This window comes from Oscillibacter sp., from assembly GCF_032018205.1.
GTDB lineage: Bacteria > Bacillota > Clostridia > Oscillospirales > Oscillospiraceae > Oscillibacter.
Map to the genome: position 1 here is coordinate 1 of NZ_DALZOY010000025.1, position 23,450 is coordinate 23,450.

A 23,450-nucleotide genomic window follows, 5' to 3' on the forward strand; every position below is an offset into this window, starting at 1 on the left:
AGGTGATGGATTTGGAGGACGCGGTGCGCGTGCTGTGGAAGGCGGGGATTTACGCTGAAAGCGGCATGGGCTGCACAGGCCCGCTGGTAATGATGAGCGAGGCCAACAGCCCCCGGGCCTTCGATATCCTCAAAAACGCCGGATATGTTGGGTGAAAAAGGGAAAGGTTAATGGAATTGGGCAGACCGTCCGCCCGGCTTTTGCGAAAAGTGGGCGCGTCTCCCTCAAGATTTTTGGAGGAGGAATCCAACCGCTCGTCGCGTGCGTCCATAGTGCCTGAAGCGTGGCAATCCGGAGCGGCCGCGGCTGCCGGACTGCGCGCGGAGGCGGAGATGGGCGCCCTATCCAAAGCTTGTTTTTACACTGCATTTACGGGTGTAAAAAGCGCGGAATAGCGAATTAAAGCGGAAAACAAACTTGCCAAAAAGAATTATTTAGAGGTTATAACAGTTATACCAAATAAATGTTGTAAAATAGAGAGAAAATAAAAAATAATCTTGATCATTTTAGTGAATAATTATATAATCGCGATTATAAAATGGCGGCGCAAGTTGTACCGAGGTAAGAATTTTTGAAGGATGACAAGTCCCCACTCGCCAAAAACATTATGAAGAGAGGAGCTATTAAATTGAAATTGAAAATTGGCAATTTCGAAGTGAAAAAAGTATGCCTTGGCGAAAAAAATGCATTTGAATCCGGTACGCTCACCATTGACAAGCAGGCAACGCTTGCCTATTTGAAAGAGTGCGACGACCATATCACGGACCTGGATATTGTAATCGCAAACCCGGGCGACGACACCCGCATCGTCCCGGTGCTTGAGACCATCGAACCCCGCTGCCGCGTTGACGGGCGCACCTTGTTCCCCGGCGTAACGGACGCTGTTGTACCTGCCGGAGAGGGCGAGCTGAAAGCGCTCAAGGGCTGCTGCGTGACCGTGGTGGGAAAAGAATGGGGTTCGTTCGGCGACGGCGTGATCGACATGGGCGGAGAGGGCGCCAAACACACCTACTGGTCCAAGCTGATCAACATCTGCCTGGTGGGCGATACCGACGAGGACTTCGAGCGCCACGAGCAGCAAAAGTGCAACCATGCCCTGCGCTGGGCGGGCCATCGCCTGGCCGAGTATATCGGCAACGTCGTTAAGAGCCAGGCGGCCGAGAGCTTTGAGGAGTACGAGTTTGAGCCCGTGGCAAACCGCGCCGCCAAGAAGAACGGTCTGCCCAATGTGGTGCTGGTGATGCAGCCGCAGTCCCAGATGGAGGCACTGGGCTACAACGATCTTTGGTATGGGTGGGATATGAACAAGTATCTGCCCACGTTTGTCAGCCCCACCGAAGTGCTGGACGGCGCGATCATCTCCGGCTCCTTCATGCCGGCGTCCTCCAAGTGGTCCACTTATGAAATGCAGAATTTTGCCACGATCAAGGAGCTGTTTGCGGAAGACGGCAAGAGTCTGAATTTTATGGGCGTGATCATGTCCATGCTCAACGTTGCCCTAGACCAGAAGGAGCGCGCGGCGGTTATGGTGGCGAATATGGCGAAGAATCTGGGCGCCGATTACGCGATCGTTACCGAGGAGGGTTACGGCAACCCCGACGCCGACTATGTCCGCTGCCAGATTATTCTGGAGGATGCGGGCATTCCCGTGGTGGGCATCTCCAACGAGTGCACAGGCCGCGACGGATTCTCCCAGCCGCTGGTGACGCTGGACGCCAAAATGACGGCTCTGGTTTCCAGCGGCAACGTGTCGGAGCTGATCGAGCTGCCTGCCTGCAAGACGGTCATCGGCAACATGGAGGCCATGAACCGCGACGGAATGTCCGGTAGCTGGGGCTATGACGAGAAGCTGGGAAAATCCGCCCGCGACGACGGCTCTATTATCATGGAGGACAACAACTGGTTTTGCGGCGATCATATCTCTGGCTTCTCCGTAAAGACCATGATTGAATACTAACGTGAAAGGAGGATCTGACATGAAGAAAGTTATTTGTTATGTAAATCAGTTTTTCGGCGGTATCGGCGGTGAAGAGAAGGCCGATCAGGAGCCTTATATTGTGGCGGACCGCATCGGCCCGGTTATGGCGATCAACGGCGCTTTGAAGGGCGCTGAGGTTACCCACACTATCGTCTGCGGCGACAACTATATGGGTTCCAATACCGCCGACGCCGTATTCCGGATCATGGAAATGCTCAAGGACAAGGAATGTGACCTGTTTATCGCGGGCCCTGCGTTCCAGGCTGGCCGCTATGGCGTTGCCTGCGGAAACATCTGCAAAGCGGTCAAGGAGAAAATGGGGATTCCGGTGCTGACCTCTATGAACAAGGAGAACCCCGGCGTGGAGATGTTCAAAAAGGACGTCATTATCTTCAAGGGCGGCAACGGCGCCGTCAAGATGCGTCAGGACGTCAAGGTTCTGACTGATTTCGCCAACAAGCTGCTGGCCGGCGAGCCCAATCTGGGCGCCGAGGCCGAAGGATATTTTGCCCGCGGCTGCCGTCATGAGAAGTTCCTGGAGGATGTGCGGGAGAATACCGCTGCCTATCGCGGCGTTCAGATGCTCATCAAGAAAATGAACAAGCAGCCCTATCAGACCGAGCTTGTGATCCCTGAGAAGGAAGTGGTTCCCATTGCGCCCGCCATCAAGGATCTGAGCAAGGCCGTGATCGCCATGGTCACCACCGGCGGCATCGTTCCTGTGGACAACCCGGATCGGATTCAGTCCGCTTCCGCGACCCGCTGGGGCATGTACGATATGACCGGCATGGATCATCTGGAGTCGGGCAAGTTCAAGACTATCCACGCGGGCTTCGATCCTGCCGCCGCCAACGCCACGCCGGACGTTATCGTCCCGCTGGACGCTATGCGCGCCTATGAAAAGCAGGGCCGGTTCGGCAGACTCCACAACTATTTCTATTCCACCGTCGGAACCGGCACAACAGAGGCCGAGGCTAAGAGAATGGCGCGGGAAATCATTCCTCACCTTGTGAGGGATGGGGTCACTGCAATCATTCTCGGCTCTACATGAGGTACCTGCACGCGTTGCGGTGCAACGATGGTTAAAGAGTTCGAGAAGGCTGGCTTCCCGATTGTTCACATGTGCAATCTGATCCCGGTGTCCCTGACGGTCGGCGCCAACAGAATCGTGCCGACGATCTCCATTCCTTATCCCCTGGGCGATCCCAATACCCCGCAGACGGAGCAGTGGAAGCTGCGTTACCACAGAGTGGGTGTGGCGCTTGATGCGCTGCAAACAGACGTGACCGAGCAGACTGTGTTCAAGGTCCGTATCTGATTCTTGCAATTACCGGCGGGACAGAGCCTCTGTCCCGCCGGTAACTTTTTCTAAGAAACTGAGAAAAACCGCCGGAGAAGCTCAAGGCTTCTCCGGCGGTTTTTTTACCGTGGTTGGAAATATTCGGCCGTACATTCCGCAAGCCTTGGCTTCAAGCATCGCATAAAATCGGCTGCAAGCGAACGGGATGCTTAGCAGGGAAGGAGCTGGCCGTGAGACAAAGGCGGGAAGGACTCCCGCCGGAGATTACTCAGGCTTCCGGCTTGGCCAAAGGCTTTGCTGCTCCGGATGATGACAGCGAGGGGAACTCCTGCTTCAGGCCCTTCATCAGAGAGGGAATCGCCGCCAGCATGATGAAGGTGAACGGGAATGCAGCCACAATGGAGAGAATTTGGAGCATATTGAGACCGTCGTCGCTGGCCATCATCATAACGGCGGCCAAAGCGGCCATCAAAATACCCCAGATCATCTTGCTCTTGTTGGAGGGGTTCAAAGTGCCCTCCTCGCTGTACATGCCAAGAACATAGGTTGCGGAGTTTGCGGAAGTGATGAAGAAGGTACAGATCAGCACGAAAATGACAACGGAGACAGGCACACCCAGAGGATACTGCTTGAGAATGGTAAAGAGGGCGGTGGAGGTGGAGGCGACCGCCAGCTTTGCAGTCTCAAGGTCCACATGAAGGCCCAGGGTTCCAAATACGGAGAACCAGATCACGGAGAAACCGGCGGGCAGCAACATAACGCCGCGGACAAACTCGCCGATGGTGCGCCCGCGGGAAATCCGGGCGATAAACGATCCGGTAAAGGGAGCCCAGGCAATCCACCATGCCCAATAGAAGATGGTCCAACCCTTGTACCAGGACTGGTCGCTAAACGCGCCGACCGCGAAGCTGTACCCGACCAGATTGTTTAAATAAGCGCCAAGGCCTTCCATCATGTTGTTCAGGATGGGAACGGTGGGGCCCACAACAACGAGCACCGCCATGACGCCCAGCGCAATCTTTACATTCAGGTCGGAGACGAAGCTGATGCCTTTATCGATGCCGGTAATTGCGGTGGCAATGTAAACCACTGCCAGGGCAATGATCAGGATCAACTGGATAAGTCTTGTTTCGGGAATTTTAAACAGGAAATTCAAACCGGAGTTGATCTGGAGGACGCCGAGTCCCAGAGAGGTCGCAACGCCGCCGGCGGTGGCAAACAGGGCCAGAACGTCAATTGTTTTGCCGAGCCAGCCGTTTACGCGCTCCTCTCCCAGCAGGGGGATAAAGACGGAACTGATCAGGGCGGGCTTGCCCTTGCGGAACTGCATGAAAGCCAGCGCCATTGCCAGCACGGCATAGTTCGCCCAGGGATGAATGCCCCAGTGCAAAAATGCCTTGGAAAAAGCGAACTTCATCGCCTCTCCGCTGCCGGGAGTGATCCCTTCAATCGGATAGATAAAGAAATTCAGGGGTTCCGCGACGCCCCAGAATACAAGGCCCACGCCCATGCCTGCCGAGAAAAGCATGGAAAACCAAGCCATGTTGCTGTACTCGGGCCGGGAGTCGTCCGGTCCGAACCGCACATTCTTGTACTTGCTGAAAAAGCCAATCCAGATACAAAAGAGAACGAACACGCTCATTGCGAAGCAGTATAGCCAGGCGAAGTTTGTTGTCAGGAAGTTCATGCTGCCATTGGCGGCAGCGGTGAAAGAGCCAGGTTGTATAATGCCCCAGAGGCAAATGAACAAGGTTAACGCGACAGAAATCAAAAAGACAAGATTAGGCCGTTTCTCTTTCATAGTATTCCTCCCACTTGCTCAATTTGCATACTTTCAATCCCGCTGCGCAAGTCCCCACAAACACAGATGGACGAAAGTCTGCTAAAAATGGTATGGCAAGAAAATGGAAAGGATAACTTTAACGATATTATATCAAACTATATTGATAAGATCAATAAAAATATTTCGACATTTCGGCCTCCGCTATGGGGCGACTCTATTTCATTAACGCCGTAAGTTCCGTGTGTGATAGCGGAGCAGGTCGGCTCCTTGCACCGTGTCCGGGGCGCTATCTGCAAGTATTGCAGCAGGGCGCACAGACTGAAATTTCAGCCTGTGCGCCCTGCTGCGTTTGTGATGGCGGAAAACCCGACTCATCGCTTTTATACGTACCCCGCCACTCCGGCTAAGTGATATTACCGGGGTTGTTCCCGCCATTTAAGGCATATGTGCAGTGGGTGGTTGCACGCGCAAAGCTGCCCCTGCCGGTGAAGACGACGAGCTGCACGGAACTGGCCAGTTGGACGAAGAAAAACAAGCAGTGGGTCACGGCCGGATATAGGCCAGGGGATATTCTGTTCACGCACCGGGGGGAAGGATGCAGTTCTTATTTTCGTGACCAATTTCGTGTGCATTCTGTAATCTTATATCCAATTTAAACCGTTTAATAGGATATGCATATTTGCCCCGGTTCATCTTCTCCCCCGCCCTCTGCTCCAGTTCCTCGCGGTCGTGGTTGGCTTCCAGCAGATACAGGTAGTAGTCCTTTGCGGTCACGCCGTCCATCGTCCCCGTCCCTGTGCGTCAGCAGAATCAGCTGCAGGGCCTTTGAGAATGCTTGGAACTGCTTGAACGGAACACCGCAATCAACCAGAACCCATTTGCTATGCCAGCTTCCAGCCCACAGCCTCCTGGCGCAGACCGATAAAGTCGGCGTACAAACCAGTTTGCTCCAACAGTTCTGCATGGGTGCCGCGCTGTGCGATATGACCGCCGTCCAGTACCAGAATCTGGTCGGCATCTTTTACGGTTTTCAGCCGGTGTGCAATCATTATGATGGTTTTGTCGTGCGTCAGCGCATGGATGGCTGTCTGAAGTTCCGCCTCGTTCTCTGGGTCCACGCTTGCCGTGGCCTCGTCCAGAATAATAATCGGCGCGTCCTTGATAATCGCCCGCGCAATGGAGATGCGCTGCTTTTCTCCGCCGGAGAGCGTGCCCCCTCCCTCTCCCAGCACCGTGTCATAGCCATCTGGCAGCGCGGTGATAAAATCGTGACAGCAGGCTTGCTTAGCGGCATCCATCACCTGTTCGTGTGTGGCGGAGGGTCTGCCGAATTTGATATTGTTCTCAATCGTGTCATTGAACAAATAGACATTCTGGAATACCATAGAGATATTTTTCATCAGGCTGTCCAGCTTGTATTCCCGCACATCGTGGCCGCCAACCAGAATTTTTCCGCCATCCACATCCCAGAAACGGGCAATCAAATTGCATAGCGTGGTCTTGCCGCCGCCAGAGGGACCGACCACGGCAGTGGTGGTTTTTTTCGGAATTGTAAAGCTGATGCCGTCCAAGATCGTGCGGTCACCGTAAGCAAAGTGAACATCCTGAAATTCGACAGTGGCATGGGAGGACGCGATCTCCTGTCCGTCAATATCCATGGTGGGCGTATTGTCAATGGAGTTGGCTTTGTCCATGGCGGCGCCCAGCATTTGGAGTTGATCTGACATATTTCCGGCACTTTCCAACTCTGCGTAAATCAAGAAAGAAGCAATCAGCATCAGCAGGCAGCGGGACAGAGGCAAGGTCCCTCCCGCATAGAAGGCCAGCGCTGCAACAACGATTGCCACACTGAAAATCCGCACCGTAATTTGGCGAATTCCAGACCAAGGCGTAATCGAGCGCACCAGTGCCAGCGCCTTTTGACAGCTGTCGTCCACAGTATTGTAAACTGCCTGCCCGCTGTCCTTTTCCAGCCCATAGGACTTTACCACACCCATGCCCTGCACATATTCCAGCACTTTCTCTACCAGAGCTTCCTGAATGTACTGGCGGGCAGGGCCGGTTTTGGAGGTGGCATTCTGGGAGAGCTCCGTGACCGCCAGATAGCAGATAATGCCCGCAATGGCGATAAGCCCCAGCCGCCAATCGGCAAAAAGAAGCATCAGGCACAGAGCCAGCGTATTCAGGAATCCGCCGATTACCATGACAAGGCACCGTGCGGCGGTATTTTCCACATCGCCCAGCGTTGTGGTGACCACTGCCGTAATATTGCCGAGACTGTTGTCGTTGAAATATCCCATGGGAATGTATCGCAGGCGGTCACCGATATGTACCCGCTTCTCCGCGGCCATATGGTAGCCCGTATCTGTCTCGGCATTGGTGGAGTAGTAGGCACAGGCAATATGCCCCAGAATAGAAACCAGCATGATGCAGGCAACCGGCCAAACAGACAGCTTCGCTCCGCCCACCACCATATCCATCGCCAGCATCAGGGCCAGAAACTGAAGCGATGCAAACAGTGCGCCCAGAAGGGATACCCCCATTGCTTTTTTCAAAAGCGCCCGCTTGCCTCCCGCAAAGGCAAAAACCTTTTTTAATATGCCAAACATAACTTTCTCTCCTCTCAGGCCGCGTCCCGGGTACCCAGATATGCCTTCCACATTTGTGCGTAAAGCGGGCATGTTTCCAGAAGCTTTTCCTGTTTTCCCTGTGCCGCAATCCGGCCGTTTTCTACCACTGCGATGTTATCCGCACCGGTGATGGTCCCCAGATGATGGGCAATGACGATCAGGGTCTTCCCCTTTGTCAGCGCAGAAATAGCGCGTTGAATCAGCGCTTCGTTTTCCGGATCGATACTGGCGGTAGCCTCATCCAGAATCACAATAGGCGCATCTTTAAGCATGGCGCGGGCAATGGAAATTCGTTGACGCTCCCCGCCGGAAAGATGTCCTCCACCCTCGCCGCAAACAGTGTCGTAGCCGTTCTCCAGCGTGCGAATAAACATATCGCACCCAGCGGCGCTGGCGGCGGCTTCCACTTCTGCGTCCGCTGCATCTGGCTGTCCCATACGAATGTTATCCCGCACCGTCCGGTCAAACAGGTAATTATCCTGCGCCACATAGGCGATCTGCCGATTCAACTGGTCCAGCGGGATACCCTGCAAATCAACGCCCCCTAAGGTGATGGCGCCGCCTGTCACATCCCAGAATCCGGCAATCAGCTTGGCAATCGTGGATTTTCCGGAGCCGGAAGGCCCAACCAGTGCAGTCACCGTGCCGGGGTAGATATCCAGATTGATGTCATGAAGCACGTCTTCCTTCGCGTTACTGTAAGTAAAAGAAACATTTTTCAGTGTTACCCCGCTGCCGCTGAGCTTGGCAGGCTGATGGGGGCGCAAAAGCTCCGGCGACTCCAGAATCCCGGCAATTTCCCCCACATTGGTACCTACGATTGCAAGCTCATCCACAAAGCTCAGGGCGGCAATCATTGGGCCGGTAAGACCAAGGGAGAGAACGATACTCGTGAGGAAATTCGCGGCGCTGAGGCTTCCGTTGTTCCAGAGCAGCAGGCCTGTGGGGAGCACAGAGACCAGAACAGCGGGAAGAATACTCTGCCACGAGGCCATATATTTCTGATTGTCATGCATCCAGTCCACGAAATACCGGGCGTTGTCTTCCACCGCTCCGGCGTATTTTTTGTAGGAACCGGCGCTTTGACTGAAGGCCTTGACCACCTGAATTCCGCCCACATATTCCACAATGGCGTTTGCCATGCGACGGCCGATTTCCACCGCCCCCTTCCAGCGGACGGCATAGGTTTTTGTGCTCTGAGAAACGATCAGCAGGCCGATTGCCGTGGTAACCAGCGAGGCAAGGCCCATCCGCCAGTCCAGCACAAAGATGCTGATGACAAGTGTCAGGGGAACAAGCAGGTTGGAGGTCATCTCCGGAATTAGGTGGGCCAGCGTTGGTTCCATCCCCTCCACTCGGTCCACAATGGTGGTTTTATACTGCCCGGAGGGCGTATTCAAAATGGTTCCCATGGGGACCCTGGAAAGTTTGCTTAACAGGCTCTTCCGCAGATCCCGCAGAGTATGATAGGTGGCGGTATGGGACATGCCGGTAGACAGGCTGGAAAATACCGCTTTTATCAAATATCCTCCCAGCATCAGCCCGCACCAGGGAAGGCATTCCCGCAGCCCGCCGCCGGAGAGCAGCAGCCTGATGATAGCAACAACACACAGATAGGCCAGCATGGTACCTGCTACTCCGATGACAGCCAGTATCACCGAGCCGCAAAACCCTCCGTGGTATGCGTTTGCCCATCCCCATAGCTTGGCAAACGGGGACGGTTCCTTTTTAGTTTTCATAAATCGCATCTCCTTATTTAGTTAGATATCGCTAACTTTATGACGGAAAAACAGGGGCGCTCAGCCCCCTGATATTCCCAAAACCTTAAACCAGCCTGCGGAATAAAAATCCCGCAAGCTTTCCATGTACTCGGCGGCCTTCTCTCTGGGCATATCGTGGCGGATTGTTTCAAACATACCGTTGAATAATGCACCGGAGAGAATGTGAATCAACCCGTCGTCCAGCGCCTGTGCAGGAAGACCATTCGCTCGCATACGGTCGATGAGTTGGTGTCCGGCCTCGGCTTCAATTTCAATCAGTGTGTCGATGTAGTGTTCATATCGGGTGCCGGCAGAACAGCAGGCGATGAGTTTAAACGCATCGAAATGGTCGTAGAGATAGAGCATCATCCAATCTGATTCACGATCTGTAATTTCAGGCATATTTTGAAGCTGTTTGTCCAGCGACTGAGCAGCAAAGGAGCGTTGACGCTCCCGGTAGCGTTCGGCAAATACGTGGGAGGGTTCTTCCACCAATTCCTCAAACAGCGCTTCCTTGTCGGTGTAATACCGGTACAGCGCACCGGTGGTGACTCCGGCTGTGGCAGCGATATCCCGCATATTTGCTTTCAGGAAACCATGGGTCATAAATTCTTTTTTTCCCGCCTTTAATAAGGCGGCGGCAAGTTCCTCGTTGACAGGGCGCATAAAGCCTCCTTAATATAACAATGTTATTTAATAACATTGTTATATTAAATCGACATAAGGCATTTGTCAAGTCATTTAATGGGTGAATAAACCTTTTCATAAAAGAGGTAAAGCTCGAAACATGTACCAGCCCTCAAAATAGGCTTATCGCCGATGGCAATTGTGCTTCGCAAAAAACAACCCCCAATTTTATAAAAAAAGCTTGTAGTATAAAAACACATTGCTATACTGGAATTAACGGTACCGTAAAAATCTAATCTCAAAGGAGATTTTTTATGGAAAATAATTTTACAGTAAAGCAAATCGGCGTAATCTGCGCCGATGAGAATGGAGCTCGCATAAAAATTGCACCTGAATACAAAGATTCACTGGTCGGCTTAGATGGCTTTTCTTATATCAATATTCTTTGGTGGTTTTCCGGCTGTGATAATGAAAAGGACAGAAGCATTTTGTCGGAAGCAAAGCCGTATACAAAAGGCCCGGACACACTGGGGACATTTGCTACGCGTTCACCGCAGCGCCCGAACCCCATTGCCCTATCATGTGCCTATGTCACCTACATTGATGTAAATCATGGTGTTGTGGGGCTTGCCTATATTGATGCGGACGACCAAAGTCCCGTTCTTGACATTAAGCCCTATACGCCAAGCCTTGACCGTGTGGAAGAACCGGGGGTTCCTACGTGGTGCAGGCACTGGCCTAATAATGTAGAGACCAGTGGAGACTTTGACTGGGAATCCGAATTTAACTTCTAATTAAACGGAGGCACAGGGCAGCATATGCTGCCCTGTACCTTCGTTCGCCATATCCCCAAGTCCTTCTCTGTTTCAACCGGACCGGGTAAATAAAAGCCACGTTTGATGATTTAAACCCATACATGACTTTATTGCGTTCTTGTGATAAGCTAAGGGTGGACTGATAGGAGGGGCTGTAATGAAAAAATCAAGAGTGCTGTGGGGTATCGTTTTTTTGCTTGCAATCGTTGCAGGATATATGCGATATTATCCCATCACAAGCGACACCATTGAGGCGCGGCATATCGTTTGGGAAAAGTTTGATGCAAATGCGGAAATTGTCTCAGGCATCGGATTAAACAATCAGGATTTCTACTATTTTGCCGTGGCAGAAGATGAGATTGCTGTCTTAAGAATGAAAAGAGGCCTGTTTAATCGTTTCCGATATGAGGGCATGTCCCACACGGATGCAAACTTTGTAAATGGAGTTGTTAATAGCAAGGGAAATAAATACCTGCTTGTAGGCGGAAGAAACCCAAATCATGAAATTGAGAAAATGACTGTAACTCTTGATAATATTCAGCATGACATAGACCTTGTAAATCCCCGCGATACCTTTTTTGAATACATTCAAGTTGAAAATGAAACGATTGATAATCATGCTTTTTTGGATAATACCACCTTATATAATGCAGACGGAGAAGATATCACCGCTTCTTTTGACACAAGCAGCGGCGGCGTGTGAGTAGTCATGTGATACTGGGGAGGCCGTGTGGCTGCTGAGCCGCCTTTCCGTATTGCCTCCATGCAGTGTATTCCATGAAGTTGACAAATTTTTACGAGAATTAAAGGAGCTGGCAGTTCTTAAATGAAATTCACTTTTTTGTTAAGCCCTTACGAGGAACGGGGCAAATCCCAACTGTTTGATGCACTTAAAAAACTGGCGGAAATGAAAAGCAGAAAAGCTTGCCCCAGAATGTGGGCCGGGATAGACAAGCTGGACGCTATCCCAAAGGTTTCAAAAAGCACCTCCGAAAAACGACGGAAGCGATATAAAGTTTATGGAGCGTTTTTAATCATACTGGGGTTGTTTGCCCTTATTCCGGGTGTTATGGCCCCAAAAGAACTTTTTGCCGTGCTGATTGTTGGCGCGGCGGCTTTTTTGTTAGGGGTGGTCTACCTGTTTCAGCCCCGAATAAATTGCGATCAACGTCTTCAAAAGGAGACGGAAGGGATTTGGTCCGGATATAAGACTCTTGATGAAGGCAAATGCACAACGGTTGTTTTCCAAGACACAGGTATTTGGGAAAATGATCAAATGCTGGTGGCTTTCGGAGACTTATTGCAGGCGGTATTTTGTCAGGATGTGATTTTGCTTAACTGGGAAAAGGGCTTCATTCTTCTCCAAAAGAAAGACTTGCAGAATGCGGACGCAGATCAGTTTCTGGAATTTATGAAAGGCCATCCAACCCTTGAAATTTATTGTTTGGAAAGCACTACTTAATCCCAAACGACGGCGTATTTCTTTTGACCCGATAATACAGAATATAAATCCGAAGCTGTCCCGGTTGGGGGCAGCTTCGGATTCTTTCTTTCATATAAACGGCGTGTATTCGCTGTGCGCCACGAAAAGGAAGAACACCTGACATCCGCGTGCTGAGACACAGGAGTCTCCGGACCTAAAGTCGAGCTTACACCGTGTGTTCATCACCGTGGTACAGACTGGTGCGGTTGCGGCCTCTGCTTTTGGAGAGATACATCGCCGCGTCCGCCTGATTCAGCAGCTCCTCCAGCGTTTGCCTGCGGTTGGCAGGACAGTGGGCCACGCCGATGCTGATGGTTACGCGGAGAATTTTGTCCTGAAAAGCAATCTTCATCTCATCAATGGTTCGACGAAGCGTTTCCGCCGTCTCCACCGCCTGCTGAGAGGACAGGTCCTCCAGCAGCACGGCAAATTCCTCCCCTCCGTAGCGCCCCACCAGATCGTTTTTACGAAAATGCGTCCGCGCGGCCTGCGCAATGGCCTTCAGCACCGCGTCGCCGCAGGGATGGCCATAGGTGTCGTTTATCTGTTTAAAATGGTCCACGTCAATCATCAAAAGCGCCAGTGCCTGCTGTCCCCCGTCTCCTGTCAGCGTCTGTCTGGCAAGATCAAAAAACGTGCCCCGGTTATATACTCCGGTCAGCGCGTCCATGGTGGCCTGACGGTGCAGGTCCTCCAGCAGATGACTTTCCACGGTCACATCCCGAAAGACAATGCAAATGCCGCTGTTTTTTGTGCCCTGAAAAACCGGATTCGCGGTGATTTTATAGCGCCGGGCCTCCCCGTCTTTCCAAATCAGCGTCTCGCCCTGCGGCTTAAAACCCTCCACGCTCTCAAGGGATTCGCCGGTCACCATGCGGGAGAGCTGTGGAAACAGCCGCCTTGCCGACTGGTTCGCGTCCAAAAGGTGAAAGTCGGCGTCGCACACGATAAAGGCGTCCTCCAGCCCGTCAATCACCTGCACCCGGGCCAGCGGAAGCACGTTCAGAAGGTTTTGCGTCAGGGCGGAATAAAGAAATACCGCCAAGGCGGAGACATAGGCGACGGGCGTAAAATCATAGCTTTCGTTGCCGCCGATAAAGATAAAGAAAAAGTTGGACGCCAGCGGAACCAGCCAGCCCAGCAGTAGAATAAAACTCTGTCGCCGCTGGGCCTTGCTGCCGGTTCGGATGTGGCTGATGATGAGAAACAGGCCCAGAGCAATGCAGATGTAATTCAGGAGTATCCCAAGGAGATAGGCAATGCCGTCGGTATGCTGAATGCTGGAAATTTGCCCGTTGGTGCTGTACCAAATATCGCCGTAATGCAGCCGCACCAGAGGATACAACTGCAAAGACACCATAGACACAGCCGGAATTGCAAAAATCAGGGCATGCTGTCGCGCGGAAAATCGCTTTTTTCCGTAAAAGTCTCTAAAAAACAGATAGGCCAGCGGCACCAGAAGCGGCGCGCCCAGATACTGAACCCGAACCCCGTAAAAAGCGGTTTCCAGCGTAGGAGCGGTAATCTCCAGCAAGTTGCCAAACGAAAAAAAGAGATCGGCGACAGAAAGCAGGATTAAGTAGAGGGATTTTTCAACGGTGTGGTTGGTAATGGTAAATACCGCCATAAAGACGGCAATTACCACGGACAGGGCCACCGCTAGAATAAATATGTTTGGCATGAGAAGATCCTCCTCGTATCGCTTCGCGTTGCGGGCGGCTGCTGCATGGAACCGCCGCAGGGAGAATCTATCATATCATATTGATCGTCATTTTTCTATAAAACGCATAAAACAGACATATTTCACTGAAATTCTTTCAATGCTTTAACGCTTGATACCGCTGCCCCGTTAACCATCCGTTAAAAATCATTACGGCATTCGCAGAATTTCTTCCAGCTTTTTCGCGGCCAGACTCAGCGGCTGGCGGGAATCCTTAATCATGCAGATAAATCGTTCCGGAATGGTTTCCAGCAGCGAAATCCGAAAAATTTCGCGGCGCGAAAGCGCGTCCGCCGCAATCTCCTCCGGCAGAAACCCAAGCCCCATATTTCCTTTTATCATTGGGAGAAGCTGCACCGTATTGGCGGCCTCAATATCAGGATGGAGCGCAAGGCCATGCCTTTGAAAAAAGCGGCTGTAAAACTCAAAGGTTTTTGTTTCCACAGCCATGCTGACCATGGGAAGATCTGCGACCTCCTTTAAACTCATCTGTTTTTCGGACAGATACGCAAACTTCGGCCCGCCCACCAGAATCTCACGGAAGGACTTGAGGGGAATCTCCGTGAGATGCTTCTTCGCGCCTGTGGGCGTGGTAACCACAGCCAAGTTCAAAATGCCCTCCTCCAGCGATTTCACGGCTTGAGGCGTGGAATAATTGGAGATATGGATGTGAAAGCCGGGATAGACCTGATGAAAGCGGCTGAGCTTTGAGAGAAGGACGCTTTGCAGCGCGGTTTCGTTGGCGCCGATAAACACTGTCCCGCTTTGCATCCCTGTGTAGCTGGCCAGCTCCGCCTCCCCCAGTTGCAGTTGCTCGTAGGCCGGAGCCACATGGGAAAACAGCTTTTCCCCCTCTGTGGTAAGCACAATTCCCCGGTTTGATCGAATCATCAGCCGGCAGCCCAGCTCCTCTTCCAGATTGTTCATGCAGCGCGTGACGTTGGGCTGGCTGCTCATCAGGACCTTGGCCGCCTGCGTGAAATTTTTATATTTTGCAACAAAATAAAAAATCCGGTAATACTCATAATTGACTGCGATAATAATGCCTCCTCTGTGGGGCGCAAAGCTTGGTGCGCCGCCCCTTTCACTATAATAATTTGTTATAGTGAAAATTGCAAATATGCATTTTACATTCTTCAACAAGTTCATTATAATGTAGCAACCCAATGAAAACAACAGCGCGTCCGTTAAGAAAATGCCGCAGTGGGGCGGGTGCGGTATCATCTGGCAGCCGGAGAGAATCGGATCGTTTGACGGAAGGCTGCGCCGGAGGTCCGGAAAACTGAAGGTATGAGATCGTGCTGTCCGCCGTTTGCCGGATACTGTCCGACAGGCGGCGAACCAGCTTTTCTGGCTGAAAATCTATCCCCACCGCGATTGGCGGGCAAAGGCGGGATTCACTGGGTCGGGAGGTGATAATCGTATGTCAAATATTCAGGAGACCATGATGTCCGGAATGAAAAACCAAACCGCGTTTACCATCCCGGTTTTGGGAGGAATCCCGATTTCCGAGGCGGTTTTAACCAGTTGGATTTTGATGGGTTTGATTATGGGTCTGGTTTTTCTGCTGACGCGGAAGCTAAAGCCCGATCAGCCGGGGCGCGCACAGGCGTTTTTGGAGATGTGCGTCGGCGCGCTCAATGGGTTTGCGAAGGACAGCATTGGGCCTCGCTGGCGATCCTTTGCGCCATGGTTGGGAACGGTTGCCGTGTACATTGCCGCCGCCAACCTCAGCGGGCTGCTGGGTCTGGTGCCGCCAACCAAGGATGTCAGCGTCACGGCGGGGCTGGCGCTGACCAGCGTGTGCCTGATTTACGGCAGCTCGTTTCGTTTTCTGGGCCTGCGGGGCGGCCTGCGCAAGTTTGCTGAGCCTATGCCCCTGCTGATTCCCATTAACATTATGGAAATTGCCATTCGCCCGCTGTCGCTTTGTATGCGGCTGTTTGGAAACGTGCTGGGCTCTTTCGTAATCATGGAGCTGATCAAGGCGCTGGTTCCGGTGGGAGTTCCGGTGGTCTTCAGTCTGTATTTCGATATCTTTGACGGATTGATTCAGACCATCGTTTTTGTATTTCTGACCGCGCTGTTCACAGGGGAAAGCCTTCAGGAAGAGTAACCGTTTCACATTGATTTATTTAATTATTAACAGGAGGAACTAATTATGTCTGTCGCAATTGGTGCTGCTATTGCAGTTTTAACAGGAATCGGAGCCGGAATTGGAATCGGCTTTGCCACCGGCAAGGCCACCGAGGCCATTGCCCGCCAGCCGGAGGCCGCAAGCCAAATCCGCAGCAACCTGCTGCTGGGCTGTGCGCTGGCCGAAGCCACCGCCATTTATGGCTTTGTCATCGGGCTTGTCGTAATCTTTGCGGGATAAGGGGCGATTTTTGTGCTCAATTTCAGTCCCTACACAATTTTATTTACCGTCATCAACCTTCTGGTGCTTTGGCTGTTTCTGAGGCACTTCCTGTTTGAGAAGGTAACCGGCATTTTAGACAGCCGGGCGCAGGCCATCCAAAAGGACCGGGAGGATGCCGCGGGTGAAAAAAAGCTGGCCGGGCAACTGCATGACCAGTATGAACAGAAACTGGCCCAGACCCGGCAGGAGAGCGAGACGCTTCTTGCTCAGTCCAGAGCGCAGGCGCAAAAAGAGTATGACGCAACGCTGGACAGCGCCCGGACCGACGCGCAAAAGCTGATGGAGACCACCCGCCGCCAGCTTCAGGCCGAGCGGGAAAGCATGCTTCGCGGTGTGCGCAAGGAGGTTGCCCAGCTTGCGCTTTTGGCGGCGGCCAAGGTGGCGCAGAGCGAGCTGGACCGGAAAAACGATCTGGCTTTGGTGGACTCTTTTTTGTCCGAGTCGGGTGATCCGTCATGAGTGAGCTTGCCCGCCGCTATGCCGCGGCCTGCTTTGACTTAGGGGTGGACAGGGAGCGCTTTGTCCGCGCCATCCGTCTGATTGGGGACACTCCGCCGCTGCGCCGCGTGCTGGAGGACCCCACCGTTGACCGCATGGAGAAAGAACGGGTGCTGGAGCGGTTGGACGTTCTGAAGGAAGACCCTCGACTTTTAAATTTTTACAGGCTGCTGGCGCGCAAAAACCGGATGGCGCTGCTGCCCGAGATTGCCGAGGCGTTTCACACGCTGGAGCTGGAGGCGCGCAATACGGCGGCGTGCCGGATGCGCTGTGTCCATATCCCGGACGAGGCGCAGTTGGACGGACTTCGGAAGCGGCTGTGCGCCCTGCATCACAAAGACGCGGTGGAACTGGAAATCAAGACGGACCCCGGCCTTTTGGGCGGGTTTGTTCTGGAGATCGACGGATTTACCTATGATTACAGCGTCCGCGGCCAGCTCCGGGATATGGAGAGGCAACTGCAAGAGAGGCGAATGATATGAAAAATGAAGCGGATGAGATTGTCTCCGTCCTGCGGGAGGAAATTTCAAATTACGATAACAAGACCCTGCGCAGCGAAACCGGCACGGTTTTAAACGTGGGTGACGGCATTGCCACAGTTTATGGGCTGGATAACGCGGTGTACGGCGAGCTGCTGGAGTTTGAAACCGGCGTGCGGGGCATGGTGATGAATCTGGAGCGGGACAGCGTTGGCTGCGTGCTGCTGGGGCCTGAGGAGAATCTGGGCGAGGGTGCGACGGTTCGCCGCACCGGACGGACCACGGATGTGCCCGTGGGCGACGGGCTGCTGGGCCGCGTGGTGGACGCGCTGGGCGCGCCCATCGACGGAAGAGGCCCTGTGGAAACCACGGAGACCCGCCCCGTTGAGCATGAGGCCAGCGGCGTTGTGACCCGGGAAGAAGTCAATGTGCCCATGCAGACGGGCATTCTGGCCATCGACGCCATGGTCCCCATCGGCCGGGGCCAGCGGGAGCTGATCATCGGGGACCGCCAGACCGGAAAGACCGCCATCGCCGTGGACACGATCATCAACCAGAAGGGGCAGGACATGATCTGCATCTACGTGGCCATCGGACAAAAGGCGTCCAGCGTGGCCCAGGTGCGGGATACGTTGGAAAAATACGGAGCAATGGACTATTCCATCATTATCTCCGCCACCGCCAGCGAACCAGCCCCGCTGCAATATATTGCCCCCTATACCGGCGCCGCCGTGGGTGAATATTTCATGAGCCGGGGCAAAGACGTGCTGATTGTCTATGACGATCTTTCCAAGCACGCCGTGGCCTACCGCACGCTGTCGCTTTTATTGAAACGGTCTCCGGGACGGGAAGCCTATCCCGGCGATGTGTTTTATCTTCACTCCCGTCTGCTGGAGCGGGCCTGCCGTCTGACAAAGAAATACGGCGGCGGGTCTATGACGGCGCTGCCCATCATTGAGACGCAGGCGGGCGATGTGTCGGCCTATATTCCCACCAACGTCATTTCCATTACCGACGGACAGATTTATCTGGAGTCAAACCTATTTTTCTCCGGGCAGAGGCCGGCCGTCAATGTGGGTCTGTCCGTGTCCCGCGTGGGAGGCTCGGCCCAGACCAAGGCCATCAAAAAAGCCGCAGGCACGCTGCGGATTGATCTGGCCCGTTTCCGGGAGCTGGAGGTATTCAATCAGTTTGCCTCTGATCTGGACGCATCTACCCAAAAGCTTCTTGATCACGGCAAGCTTATGATGGAGCTGCTCAAGCAGCCCCTTTATCATCCCATCCCGATGTACCGTCAGGCGGTGATTCTCTATACGGCCACGGGCGGTCTGCTGGACGACGTTCCCCAGAGCAAGGTCTCAGTGTTTGTCCGCGGGTTTGTGGACGAACTGGAGTCTTCGCATGCCGAGGTGACAGAGGAAATTCAAAAAACCGGCGTGATTTCCGACGCGGCGGCAGAGACTATCCGCGCCGAGCTTGCGGCGTATAAAGTGCGCACCGGGGCCGTGCCTGCGGAAAAAGAGGGGCGGTGACGCCCAATGGCAAGTATGCAGGAGATTCGTTCCCATATCCGCAGTGTGCAGGAAACCCGGAAAATCACCAACGCGATGTACCTGATTTCCTCAAACAATCTGCGAAAAGCGCGCAAACAGTTAAACGACGTGAAGCCGTACTTTGACCGGATTGAGAGAACCATCACCGATATTCTTCATCGCTCGCCTGAGTTGACGCACCCTTATCTGGACCCGGCATTTCGGGCGGAGCGTTCTCAGGGTACCGTGGCCTACGTGATTATTACCGGCGATAAGGGTCTGGCAGGCGCTTACAATCACAATGTACTCAAGCTGGCGGAGGCGGCGGTGGCCAAAACGCCCGACTGCCGGATATTTGTGGTGGGACAGGTGGGCCTTTCCTGGTTTCGGGAACGGAAGATTCCGGTGCAGGAGTTTCCGTTTTCCACCCAGAATCCCAATATGCACCGGGCGCGGGAAATTGGGACCTTTTTGACGCAGGAATACCGGCTGGGAAGGCTGGACGCGCTGTACGCTGTTTACACGGAAATGGTGACTTCCATGACGCTGGAGGCGCGAATGGTGCAGTTGCTTCCCCTCAGCCGGGATACCTTTCCATGGAAGCCCGACGATCAGTCCCAATATGTGCATTCGATGACCTACGTGCCGTCTGAGACGGCAGTGCTAACCACACTGGTCCCCCGCTATGTCAACGGCATGCTTTTCAGCCTGCTGGTGGAATCCTTCTGCTCGGAGCAGCAGGCGCGGATGACCGCCATGGACAACTCCACGAAAAACGCCGCGGATTTAATCCGGCAGTTGAATCTGCAATATAACCGCGCCCGTCAGGCCGCCATTACGCAGGAGATTACCGAGGTGGTGGGCGGTGCGCAGGCCAGCAGCCAATGAGCGCGGGCCGTTTTGTAACAAGTTCGGAAAGAGTGATTTTATGTCTGAAAACAAGGGAACCGTCGTTCAGGTTATGGGGCCTGTGGTGGATGTGGAGTTTCCCGCAGGGAAGCTTCCGTCTATCAAGGATGCCCTTGAAGTCCGCCTGAATGGCCAAAAGGCCGTGATGGAGGCGGCCCAGCACATGGGCGGCAACACAGTTCGATGCATCATGCTCTCCCCTTCCGAGGGGCTGGGCAGAGGCGCGGAGGTGGTTGCCGCAGGAGGCCCCATTTCCGTCCCCGTTGGGAAAGAGGTGCTGGGCCGGATGTTCAACGTGCTGGGCGATCCCATTGACGAGAAGGGGGATGTCAGCGCCTCCGAAAAATGGTCCATTCACCGCCAGCCCCCCAAATTCGAGGATCAAAGCCCCGTGGTGCACATACAGGAGACGGGCATCAAGGTGATTGACCTGCTGGCGCCGTATGCCAAGGGCGGCAAAATCGGCCTGTTCGGCGGCGCGGGCGTGGGAAAAACCGTGCTGATTCAAGAGCTGATTCACAACATCGCCACAGAGCACGGAGGCTATTCCGTGTTCACCGGCGTGGGCGAGCGCACCCGGGAGGGCAGCGATTTGTGGCACGAGATGGCAAATTCCGGGGTCCTGTCCAAGACGGCCCTGGTATTCGGGCAGATGAACGAGCCGCCCGGAGCCAGAATGCGCGTGGCGCTGACGGGACTGACCATGGCGGAGTATTTCCGCGACCATGAAAAGCAAAATGTGCTGCTGTTTATCGACAATATCTTCCGGTATATTCAGGCGGGCAGCGAGGTGTCTTCTCTCATGGGGCGGATGCCCTCCGCCGTGGGCTATCAGCCCACGCTTGCCAATGAGATGGGCATGCTGCAAGAGCGGATTACCTCCACGAAAGACGGGGCCATTACCTCCGTGCAGGCGGTCTATGTCCCCGCCGACGACCTGACGGACCCCGCCCCCGCCACCACATTTGCCCATCTGGATGCCACCACGGTACTCTCCCGCAAAATCGTGGAAATGGGCATTTACCCTGCGGTGGACCCGCTGGAATCCACCTCCCGCATTCTGGAGCCGGACATTGTGGGCCAGCGCCATTACAATGCCGCCCGGGCGGTGCAGGAGCTTTTGCAGCGATACAGCGAGCTGCAGGATATCATTGCCATTCTCGGCATGGAAGAGCTGTCCGAGGCCGACCGGCTGACTGTGGAGCGCGCCCGGAAGGTGCAGCAGTTTCTCTCTCAGCCGTTCTCCGTGGCGGAGAATTTTACCGGCCTGAAGGGCCGCTATGTCAAGCTGGAGGATACGCTGCGCAGCTTCGAGTCGATTTTGGGCGGCGAGACAGACCGCTTTCCCGAGGCGGCGTTCAGCATGACGGGCACAGTGGACGAGGTGGCCGAAAAGGCGAAGGCGCTGGGCGTTTCGTAAGCGGCGGGAGCGTTCGTGAGAAAGGGCAGATGAATCATGGAAAAAACCTTTTATCTGGAGATCGTTACTGTTGACCGCCAGTTTTATACCGGGGAAGCGCAGGCGTTGATACTGCCCATTCAGGATGGGCAATACGGAATTCTTCCCGGGCATGAGGCCACGGTGGTGGCCGTGGAGCCCGGCGAGGTGCGCTATCAGGCGGAGGGTGTCTGGTATCCCGCCGTTGTGAGCGGCGGCTTCGCCGAGATTACGCCGGACTATGTGATTATGCTGGTGGCGTCTGCGGAGCATCCGAAGGAGATTGATTTCAAGCGCGCGGAGGAAGCCCGGCAGCGGGCCGAGGAACGCCTGCGCCACAAGCAGAGTATCGCGGAGTATTATAATTCCAAGGCCGCTCTGGCACGGGCAATGGCACGACTGAAGACACGGGGCCGCCGGTAAAAATCAAATTCCCGAAGCCCTCCGGTGTATTATACCGGGGGGCTTCGGAGCTGTTTTGACATAAGCCGGGGATACCCAGCAATCACGCGCTGGAAATTGAATCTTTATAGTGCGCGGACATAGGAATGTGGACGCAAAGGAACTTCTACATAACTTCTACAAACTTGCGTGCTACTGTGAATCCATAAGATTTGATAAGGAGGAACGGATATATGAAACTTTGGGAAAATTTGAAAAAGGCCTTTCAGAATTATCTGAACCGGATGGCAAAATCGAATCAGCAGCTATTTGGCAATTCAACACCCGATTGCTGCAAATTAAACCGTCAGAATAATAATCGTCATCACAATTGATTCTGCCCATCGCGGACTATGCAAGCACCTCCGGGGCGCTCCCCTTCTCATGATGCCAAATGCCTGATGACTGTTTGGGTGTTGATATTTTGTGGGGGCAGCCCCGTGCGTTATATCGCAGTACACAAAGTCACCGGGCTGACGGTGGCCCCAGTCATGTATGAAAGGCACGCTTTCTTAAGGAATGTGCTTCATAGGAATATGATGTGAACCTCTATGGCAAACAAGTACGGAAAGCACAGCGCATACGAAAAAAGCAACCGCACAGGATTCTCTCCTGTGTGGTTGCTTTTTTCATCTCTTAATTCTTTGTTGTTGCGATTCAACCAGCACATACACCGACGCCTGAAACACACTATCCTTTTCCTCGAACTGCGCGCTGTCGCCGTGTTTTTTTGCCACGGCAATCACAGACGCAAGCCCAATGCCCTCGCCCTCCCGCTTGGAGGACAGGAATATACCGTCGTTTCGGCGCAGAGTTCCGTCAAAGCTGTTGTCCACCGCAAGAGTGAGAACCCCATGCTCCAGTTGGCTCCTCACACGGACAAGTCGACTGTCTCCGGTCATACGGGCACAGGCCTCGGCGGCGTTTTCCATAAGATCGCCGACAATGACGCACAAATCGCTTTCCAGCGCGGCGGACAGCTCCGCCAGAACCGCAAGCCGCACTGAAACCTCGAAACCGGTTTGCCTTGCCATATCCGCATAATGGGAAGCCACGGCATTGACCGCATAGTTTTCACACAGAGGAGGCTCTCTGCCGGAGGGCAGCTTCTCCGTTAGGGCTTGCAGATAGCGCCCCAGCCTCTCTCGGTCGTTCTGCTCATACAGATCCCGCAGAACCGTAAGCTGATGGCGCAGGTCATACCGCTGGGCTTTCACCAGCGCATCGTTCTCCGCTACTTTCTGGAACTGCATCCGTTGGAGGGCAAGCTGACGGTTCACCGCCTCCATCTGATATTCCAGCCGCTTTCACTATATCACCTCATTTTTATATATAAAATTTTACCAAAGACGGAGGAGATGCATATTGCATGTGAACCCACAAGTGTAATAGAACTCATACCAATAAGGTTGAAAAGACAAAACTTAAAGACTCTCAAAAATAAACAAGCCCACAGAAAAACATCTGCGGACTTGCTCGATCCTCTATTGTCGAATTTGATTCGTGTATTGCCTCGTTTCCGTAAAATGTCACAGTTTATCCGAAACCATGACGGACGTTTTAGACAAAAATCTACAATTTTCATTATATACCCCTTGTATTTGCTTGTCAATCAAACACCATTTTTTTATAGGAAAG

At 53.6% G+C, this 23,450-nt stretch carries 22 protein-coding genes and 1 pseudogene; 15 read left to right on the plus strand and 8 right to left on the minus strand.

The window, feature by feature from the left end:
- From RTU96_RS14025 to grdH, 3 genes and pseudogenes are all read left to right on the plus strand, one after another.
- Positions 1-155: pseudogene (locus tag RTU96_RS14025) on the plus strand (glycine reductase); the annotation flags it as partial.
- Between the two features lie 473 nt (positions 156-628).
- Positions 629-1,957 carry a glycine/sarcosine/betaine reductase component B subunit gene (locus tag RTU96_RS14030; protein WP_312637268.1) on the plus strand — a complete coding sequence of 443 codons (1,329 nt, stop codon included), beginning with the start codon at positions 629-631 and terminating at the stop codon, positions 1,955-1,957.
- Positions 1,958-1,976: 19 nt separating this feature from the next.
- Entirely contained in the window at positions 1,977-3,296 is a 1,320-nt protein-coding gene (grdH, locus tag RTU96_RS14035) for a betaine reductase selenoprotein B (protein WP_312637269.1), read from the plus strand.
- 250 nt (positions 3,297-3,546) lie between these two features.
- Here the strand turns inward: grdH and RTU96_RS14040 are convergent, their stop codons facing one another.
- From RTU96_RS14040 to RTU96_RS14060, 5 genes are all read right to left on the minus strand, one after another.
- The gene (locus tag RTU96_RS14040) at positions 3,547-5,079 is read right to left on the minus strand and encodes a BCCT family transporter (RefSeq protein ID WP_312637270.1); all 1,533 of its coding nucleotides are present in this window, start codon (positions 5,077-5,079) and stop codon (positions 3,547-3,549) included.
- A gap of 558 nt (positions 5,080-5,637) precedes the next feature.
- Positions 5,638-5,844, minus strand: coding sequence for a hypothetical protein (locus tag RTU96_RS14045; RefSeq protein WP_312637271.1), 207 nt, complete (start codon positions 5,842-5,844; stop codon positions 5,638-5,640).
- Between the two features lie 98 nt (positions 5,845-5,942).
- Positions 5,943-7,670 carry an ABC transporter ATP-binding protein gene (locus RTU96_RS14050; RefSeq protein ID WP_312637272.1) on the minus strand — a complete coding sequence of 576 codons (1,728 nt, stop codon included), beginning with the start codon at positions 7,668-7,670 and terminating at the stop codon, positions 5,943-5,945.
- A 14-nt stretch (positions 7,671-7,684) separates the two neighbouring features.
- The gene (locus tag RTU96_RS14055) at positions 7,685-9,430 is read right to left on the minus strand and encodes an ABC transporter ATP-binding protein (RefSeq protein ID WP_312637273.1); all 1,746 of its coding nucleotides are present in this window, start codon (positions 9,428-9,430) and stop codon (positions 7,685-7,687) included.
- 60 nt (positions 9,431-9,490) lie between these two features.
- The gene (locus RTU96_RS14060) at positions 9,491-10,117 is read right to left on the minus strand and encodes a TetR/AcrR family transcriptional regulator (protein WP_312637274.1); all 627 of its coding nucleotides are present in this window, start codon (positions 10,115-10,117) and stop codon (positions 9,491-9,493) included.
- A gap of 275 nt (positions 10,118-10,392) precedes the next feature.
- On the opposite strand from RTU96_RS14060, the gene RTU96_RS14065 reads away from it, so the two are divergent.
- From RTU96_RS14065 to RTU96_RS14075, 3 genes are all read left to right on the plus strand, one after another.
- Positions 10,393-10,872, plus strand: a complete 480-nt coding sequence (locus RTU96_RS14065) for an SAM-dependent methyltransferase (protein WP_312637275.1) — start codon at positions 10,393-10,395, stop codon at positions 10,870-10,872.
- Between the two features lie 178 nt (positions 10,873-11,050).
- A complete protein-coding gene (locus RTU96_RS14070; protein WP_312637276.1) occupies positions 11,051-11,596 on the plus strand; it encodes a hypothetical protein in 546 nt (181 codons plus the stop codon).
- Positions 11,597-11,719: 123 nt separating this feature from the next.
- Positions 11,720-12,355, plus strand: a complete 636-nt coding sequence (locus RTU96_RS14075; protein WP_312637277.1) for a hypothetical protein — start codon at positions 11,720-11,722, stop codon at positions 12,353-12,355.
- Between the two features lie 187 nt (positions 12,356-12,542).
- Here the strand turns inward: RTU96_RS14075 and RTU96_RS14080 are convergent, their stop codons facing one another.
- Positions 12,543-14,057, minus strand: coding sequence for a diguanylate cyclase (locus tag RTU96_RS14080; protein ID WP_312637278.1), 1,515 nt, complete (start codon positions 14,055-14,057; stop codon positions 12,543-12,545).
- Between the two features lie 189 nt (positions 14,058-14,246).
- Positions 14,247-15,140, minus strand: a complete 894-nt coding sequence (locus tag RTU96_RS14085; RefSeq protein WP_312637288.1) for a LysR family transcriptional regulator — start codon at positions 15,138-15,140, stop codon at positions 14,247-14,249.
- 379 nt (positions 15,141-15,519) lie between these two features.
- Between RTU96_RS14085 and RTU96_RS14090 the strand changes: the two genes are divergently transcribed.
- The 9 genes from RTU96_RS14090 (at position 15,520) to RTU96_RS14810 (ending at position 22,147) form a co-directional block, all read left to right on the plus strand.
- A complete protein-coding gene (locus RTU96_RS14090) occupies positions 15,520-16,212 on the plus strand; it encodes a F0F1 ATP synthase subunit A (RefSeq protein ID WP_312637279.1) in 693 nt (230 codons plus the stop codon).
- 45 nt (positions 16,213-16,257) lie between these two features.
- A complete protein-coding gene (gene atpE / locus RTU96_RS14095; protein ID WP_293009703.1) occupies positions 16,258-16,473 on the plus strand; it encodes an ATP synthase F0 subunit C in 216 nt (71 codons plus the stop codon).
- A 12-nt stretch (positions 16,474-16,485) separates the two neighbouring features.
- Entirely contained in the window at positions 16,486-16,974 is a 489-nt protein-coding gene (atpF, locus tag RTU96_RS14100) for a F0F1 ATP synthase subunit B (RefSeq protein ID WP_312637280.1), read from the plus strand.
- Positions 16,971-17,495, plus strand: coding sequence for an ATP synthase F1 subunit delta (gene atpH / locus RTU96_RS14105; protein WP_312637281.1), 525 nt, complete (start codon positions 16,971-16,973; stop codon positions 17,493-17,495). Before atpF ends, atpH begins: the two co-directional genes overlap by 4 nt.
- Complete coding sequence (atpA, locus tag RTU96_RS14110; RefSeq protein WP_312637282.1) at positions 17,492-19,024, plus strand: F0F1 ATP synthase subunit alpha; 1,533 nt, start codon at positions 17,492-17,494, stop codon at positions 19,022-19,024. Before atpH ends, atpA begins: the two co-directional genes overlap by 4 nt.
- 15 nt (positions 19,025-19,039) lie before the next feature.
- Positions 19,040-19,912 carry an ATP synthase F1 subunit gamma gene (gene atpG, locus RTU96_RS14115; RefSeq protein WP_312637283.1) on the plus strand — a complete coding sequence of 291 codons (873 nt, stop codon included), beginning with the start codon at positions 19,040-19,042 and terminating at the stop codon, positions 19,910-19,912.
- A gap of 40 nt (positions 19,913-19,952) precedes the next feature.
- Positions 19,953-21,353, plus strand: coding sequence for a F0F1 ATP synthase subunit beta (gene atpD, locus RTU96_RS14120; RefSeq protein ID WP_312637284.1), 1,401 nt, complete (start codon positions 19,953-19,955; stop codon positions 21,351-21,353).
- A gap of 36 nt (positions 21,354-21,389) precedes the next feature.
- A complete protein-coding gene (atpC, locus tag RTU96_RS14125; protein ID WP_312637285.1) occupies positions 21,390-21,794 on the plus strand; it encodes an ATP synthase F1 subunit epsilon in 405 nt (134 codons plus the stop codon).
- A gap of 263 nt (positions 21,795-22,057) precedes the next feature.
- Positions 22,058-22,147 carry an LDCC motif putative metal-binding protein gene (locus tag RTU96_RS14810; protein WP_397357105.1) on the plus strand — a complete coding sequence of 30 codons (90 nt, stop codon included), beginning with the start codon at positions 22,058-22,060 and terminating at the stop codon, positions 22,145-22,147.
- A 294-nt stretch (positions 22,148-22,441) separates the two neighbouring features.
- On the opposite strand, the gene RTU96_RS14135 is transcribed toward RTU96_RS14810, so the two are convergent.
- Positions 22,442-23,101 carry an ATP-binding protein gene (locus RTU96_RS14135; protein ID WP_312637287.1) on the minus strand — a complete coding sequence of 220 codons (660 nt, stop codon included), beginning with the start codon at positions 23,099-23,101 and terminating at the stop codon, positions 22,442-22,444.
- Positions 23,102-23,450: the final 349 nt, after the last annotated feature.

Coding starts and splice junctions, on each gene's coding strand:
- RTU96_RS14075 (WP_312637277.1), top strand. CDS start 11,720: ATGAAATTCACTTTTTTGTTAAGCCCTTACGAGGAACGGGGCAAATCC.
- atpD (WP_312637284.1), top strand. CDS start 19,953: ATGTCTGAAAACAAGGGAACCGTCGTTCAGGTTATGGGGCCTGTGGTG.
- atpG (WP_312637283.1), top strand. CDS start 19,040: ATGCAGGAGATTCGTTCCCATATCCGCAGTGTGCAGGAAACCCGGAAA.
- RTU96_RS14040 (WP_312637270.1), bottom strand. CDS start 5,079: ATGAAAGAGAAACGGCCTAATCTTGTCTTTTTGATTTCTGTCGCGTTA.
- atpE (WP_293009703.1), top strand. CDS start 16,258: ATGTCTGTCGCAATTGGTGCTGCTATTGCAGTTTTAACAGGAATCGGA.
- RTU96_RS14090 (WP_312637279.1), top strand. CDS start 15,520: ATGTCAAATATTCAGGAGACCATGATGTCCGGAATGAAAAACCAAACC.
- atpH (WP_312637281.1), top strand. CDS start 16,971: ATGAGTGAGCTTGCCCGCCGCTATGCCGCGGCCTGCTTTGACTTAGGG.
- RTU96_RS14055 (WP_312637273.1), bottom strand. CDS start 9,430: ATGAAAACTAAAAAGGAACCGTCCCCGTTTGCCAAGCTATGGGGATGG.
- RTU96_RS14080 (WP_312637278.1), bottom strand. CDS start 14,057: ATGCCAAACATATTTATTCTAGCGGTGGCCCTGTCCGTGGTAATTGCC.
- atpA (WP_312637282.1), top strand. CDS start 17,492: ATGAAAAATGAAGCGGATGAGATTGTCTCCGTCCTGCGGGAGGAAATT.
- RTU96_RS14810 (WP_397357105.1), top strand. CDS start 22,058: ATGGCAAAATCGAATCAGCAGCTATTTGGCAATTCAACACCCGATTGC.
- RTU96_RS14050 (WP_312637272.1), bottom strand. CDS start 7,670: ATGTTTGGCATATTAAAAAAGGTTTTTGCCTTTGCGGGAGGCAAGCGG.
- RTU96_RS14045 (WP_312637271.1), bottom strand. CDS start 5,844: ATGGACGGCGTGACCGCAAAGGACTACTACCTGTATCTGCTGGAAGCC.
- RTU96_RS14070 (WP_312637276.1), top strand. CDS start 11,051: ATGAAAAAATCAAGAGTGCTGTGGGGTATCGTTTTTTTGCTTGCAATC.
- RTU96_RS14060 (WP_312637274.1), bottom strand. CDS start 10,117: ATGCGCCCTGTCAACGAGGAACTTGCCGCCGCCTTATTAAAGGCGGGA.
- atpC (WP_312637285.1), top strand. CDS start 21,390: ATGGAAAAAACCTTTTATCTGGAGATCGTTACTGTTGACCGCCAGTTT.
- RTU96_RS14135 (WP_312637287.1), bottom strand. CDS start 23,101: ATGGAGGCGGTGAACCGTCAGCTTGCCCTCCAACGGATGCAGTTCCAG.
- RTU96_RS14065 (WP_312637275.1), top strand. CDS start 10,393: ATGGAAAATAATTTTACAGTAAAGCAAATCGGCGTAATCTGCGCCGAT.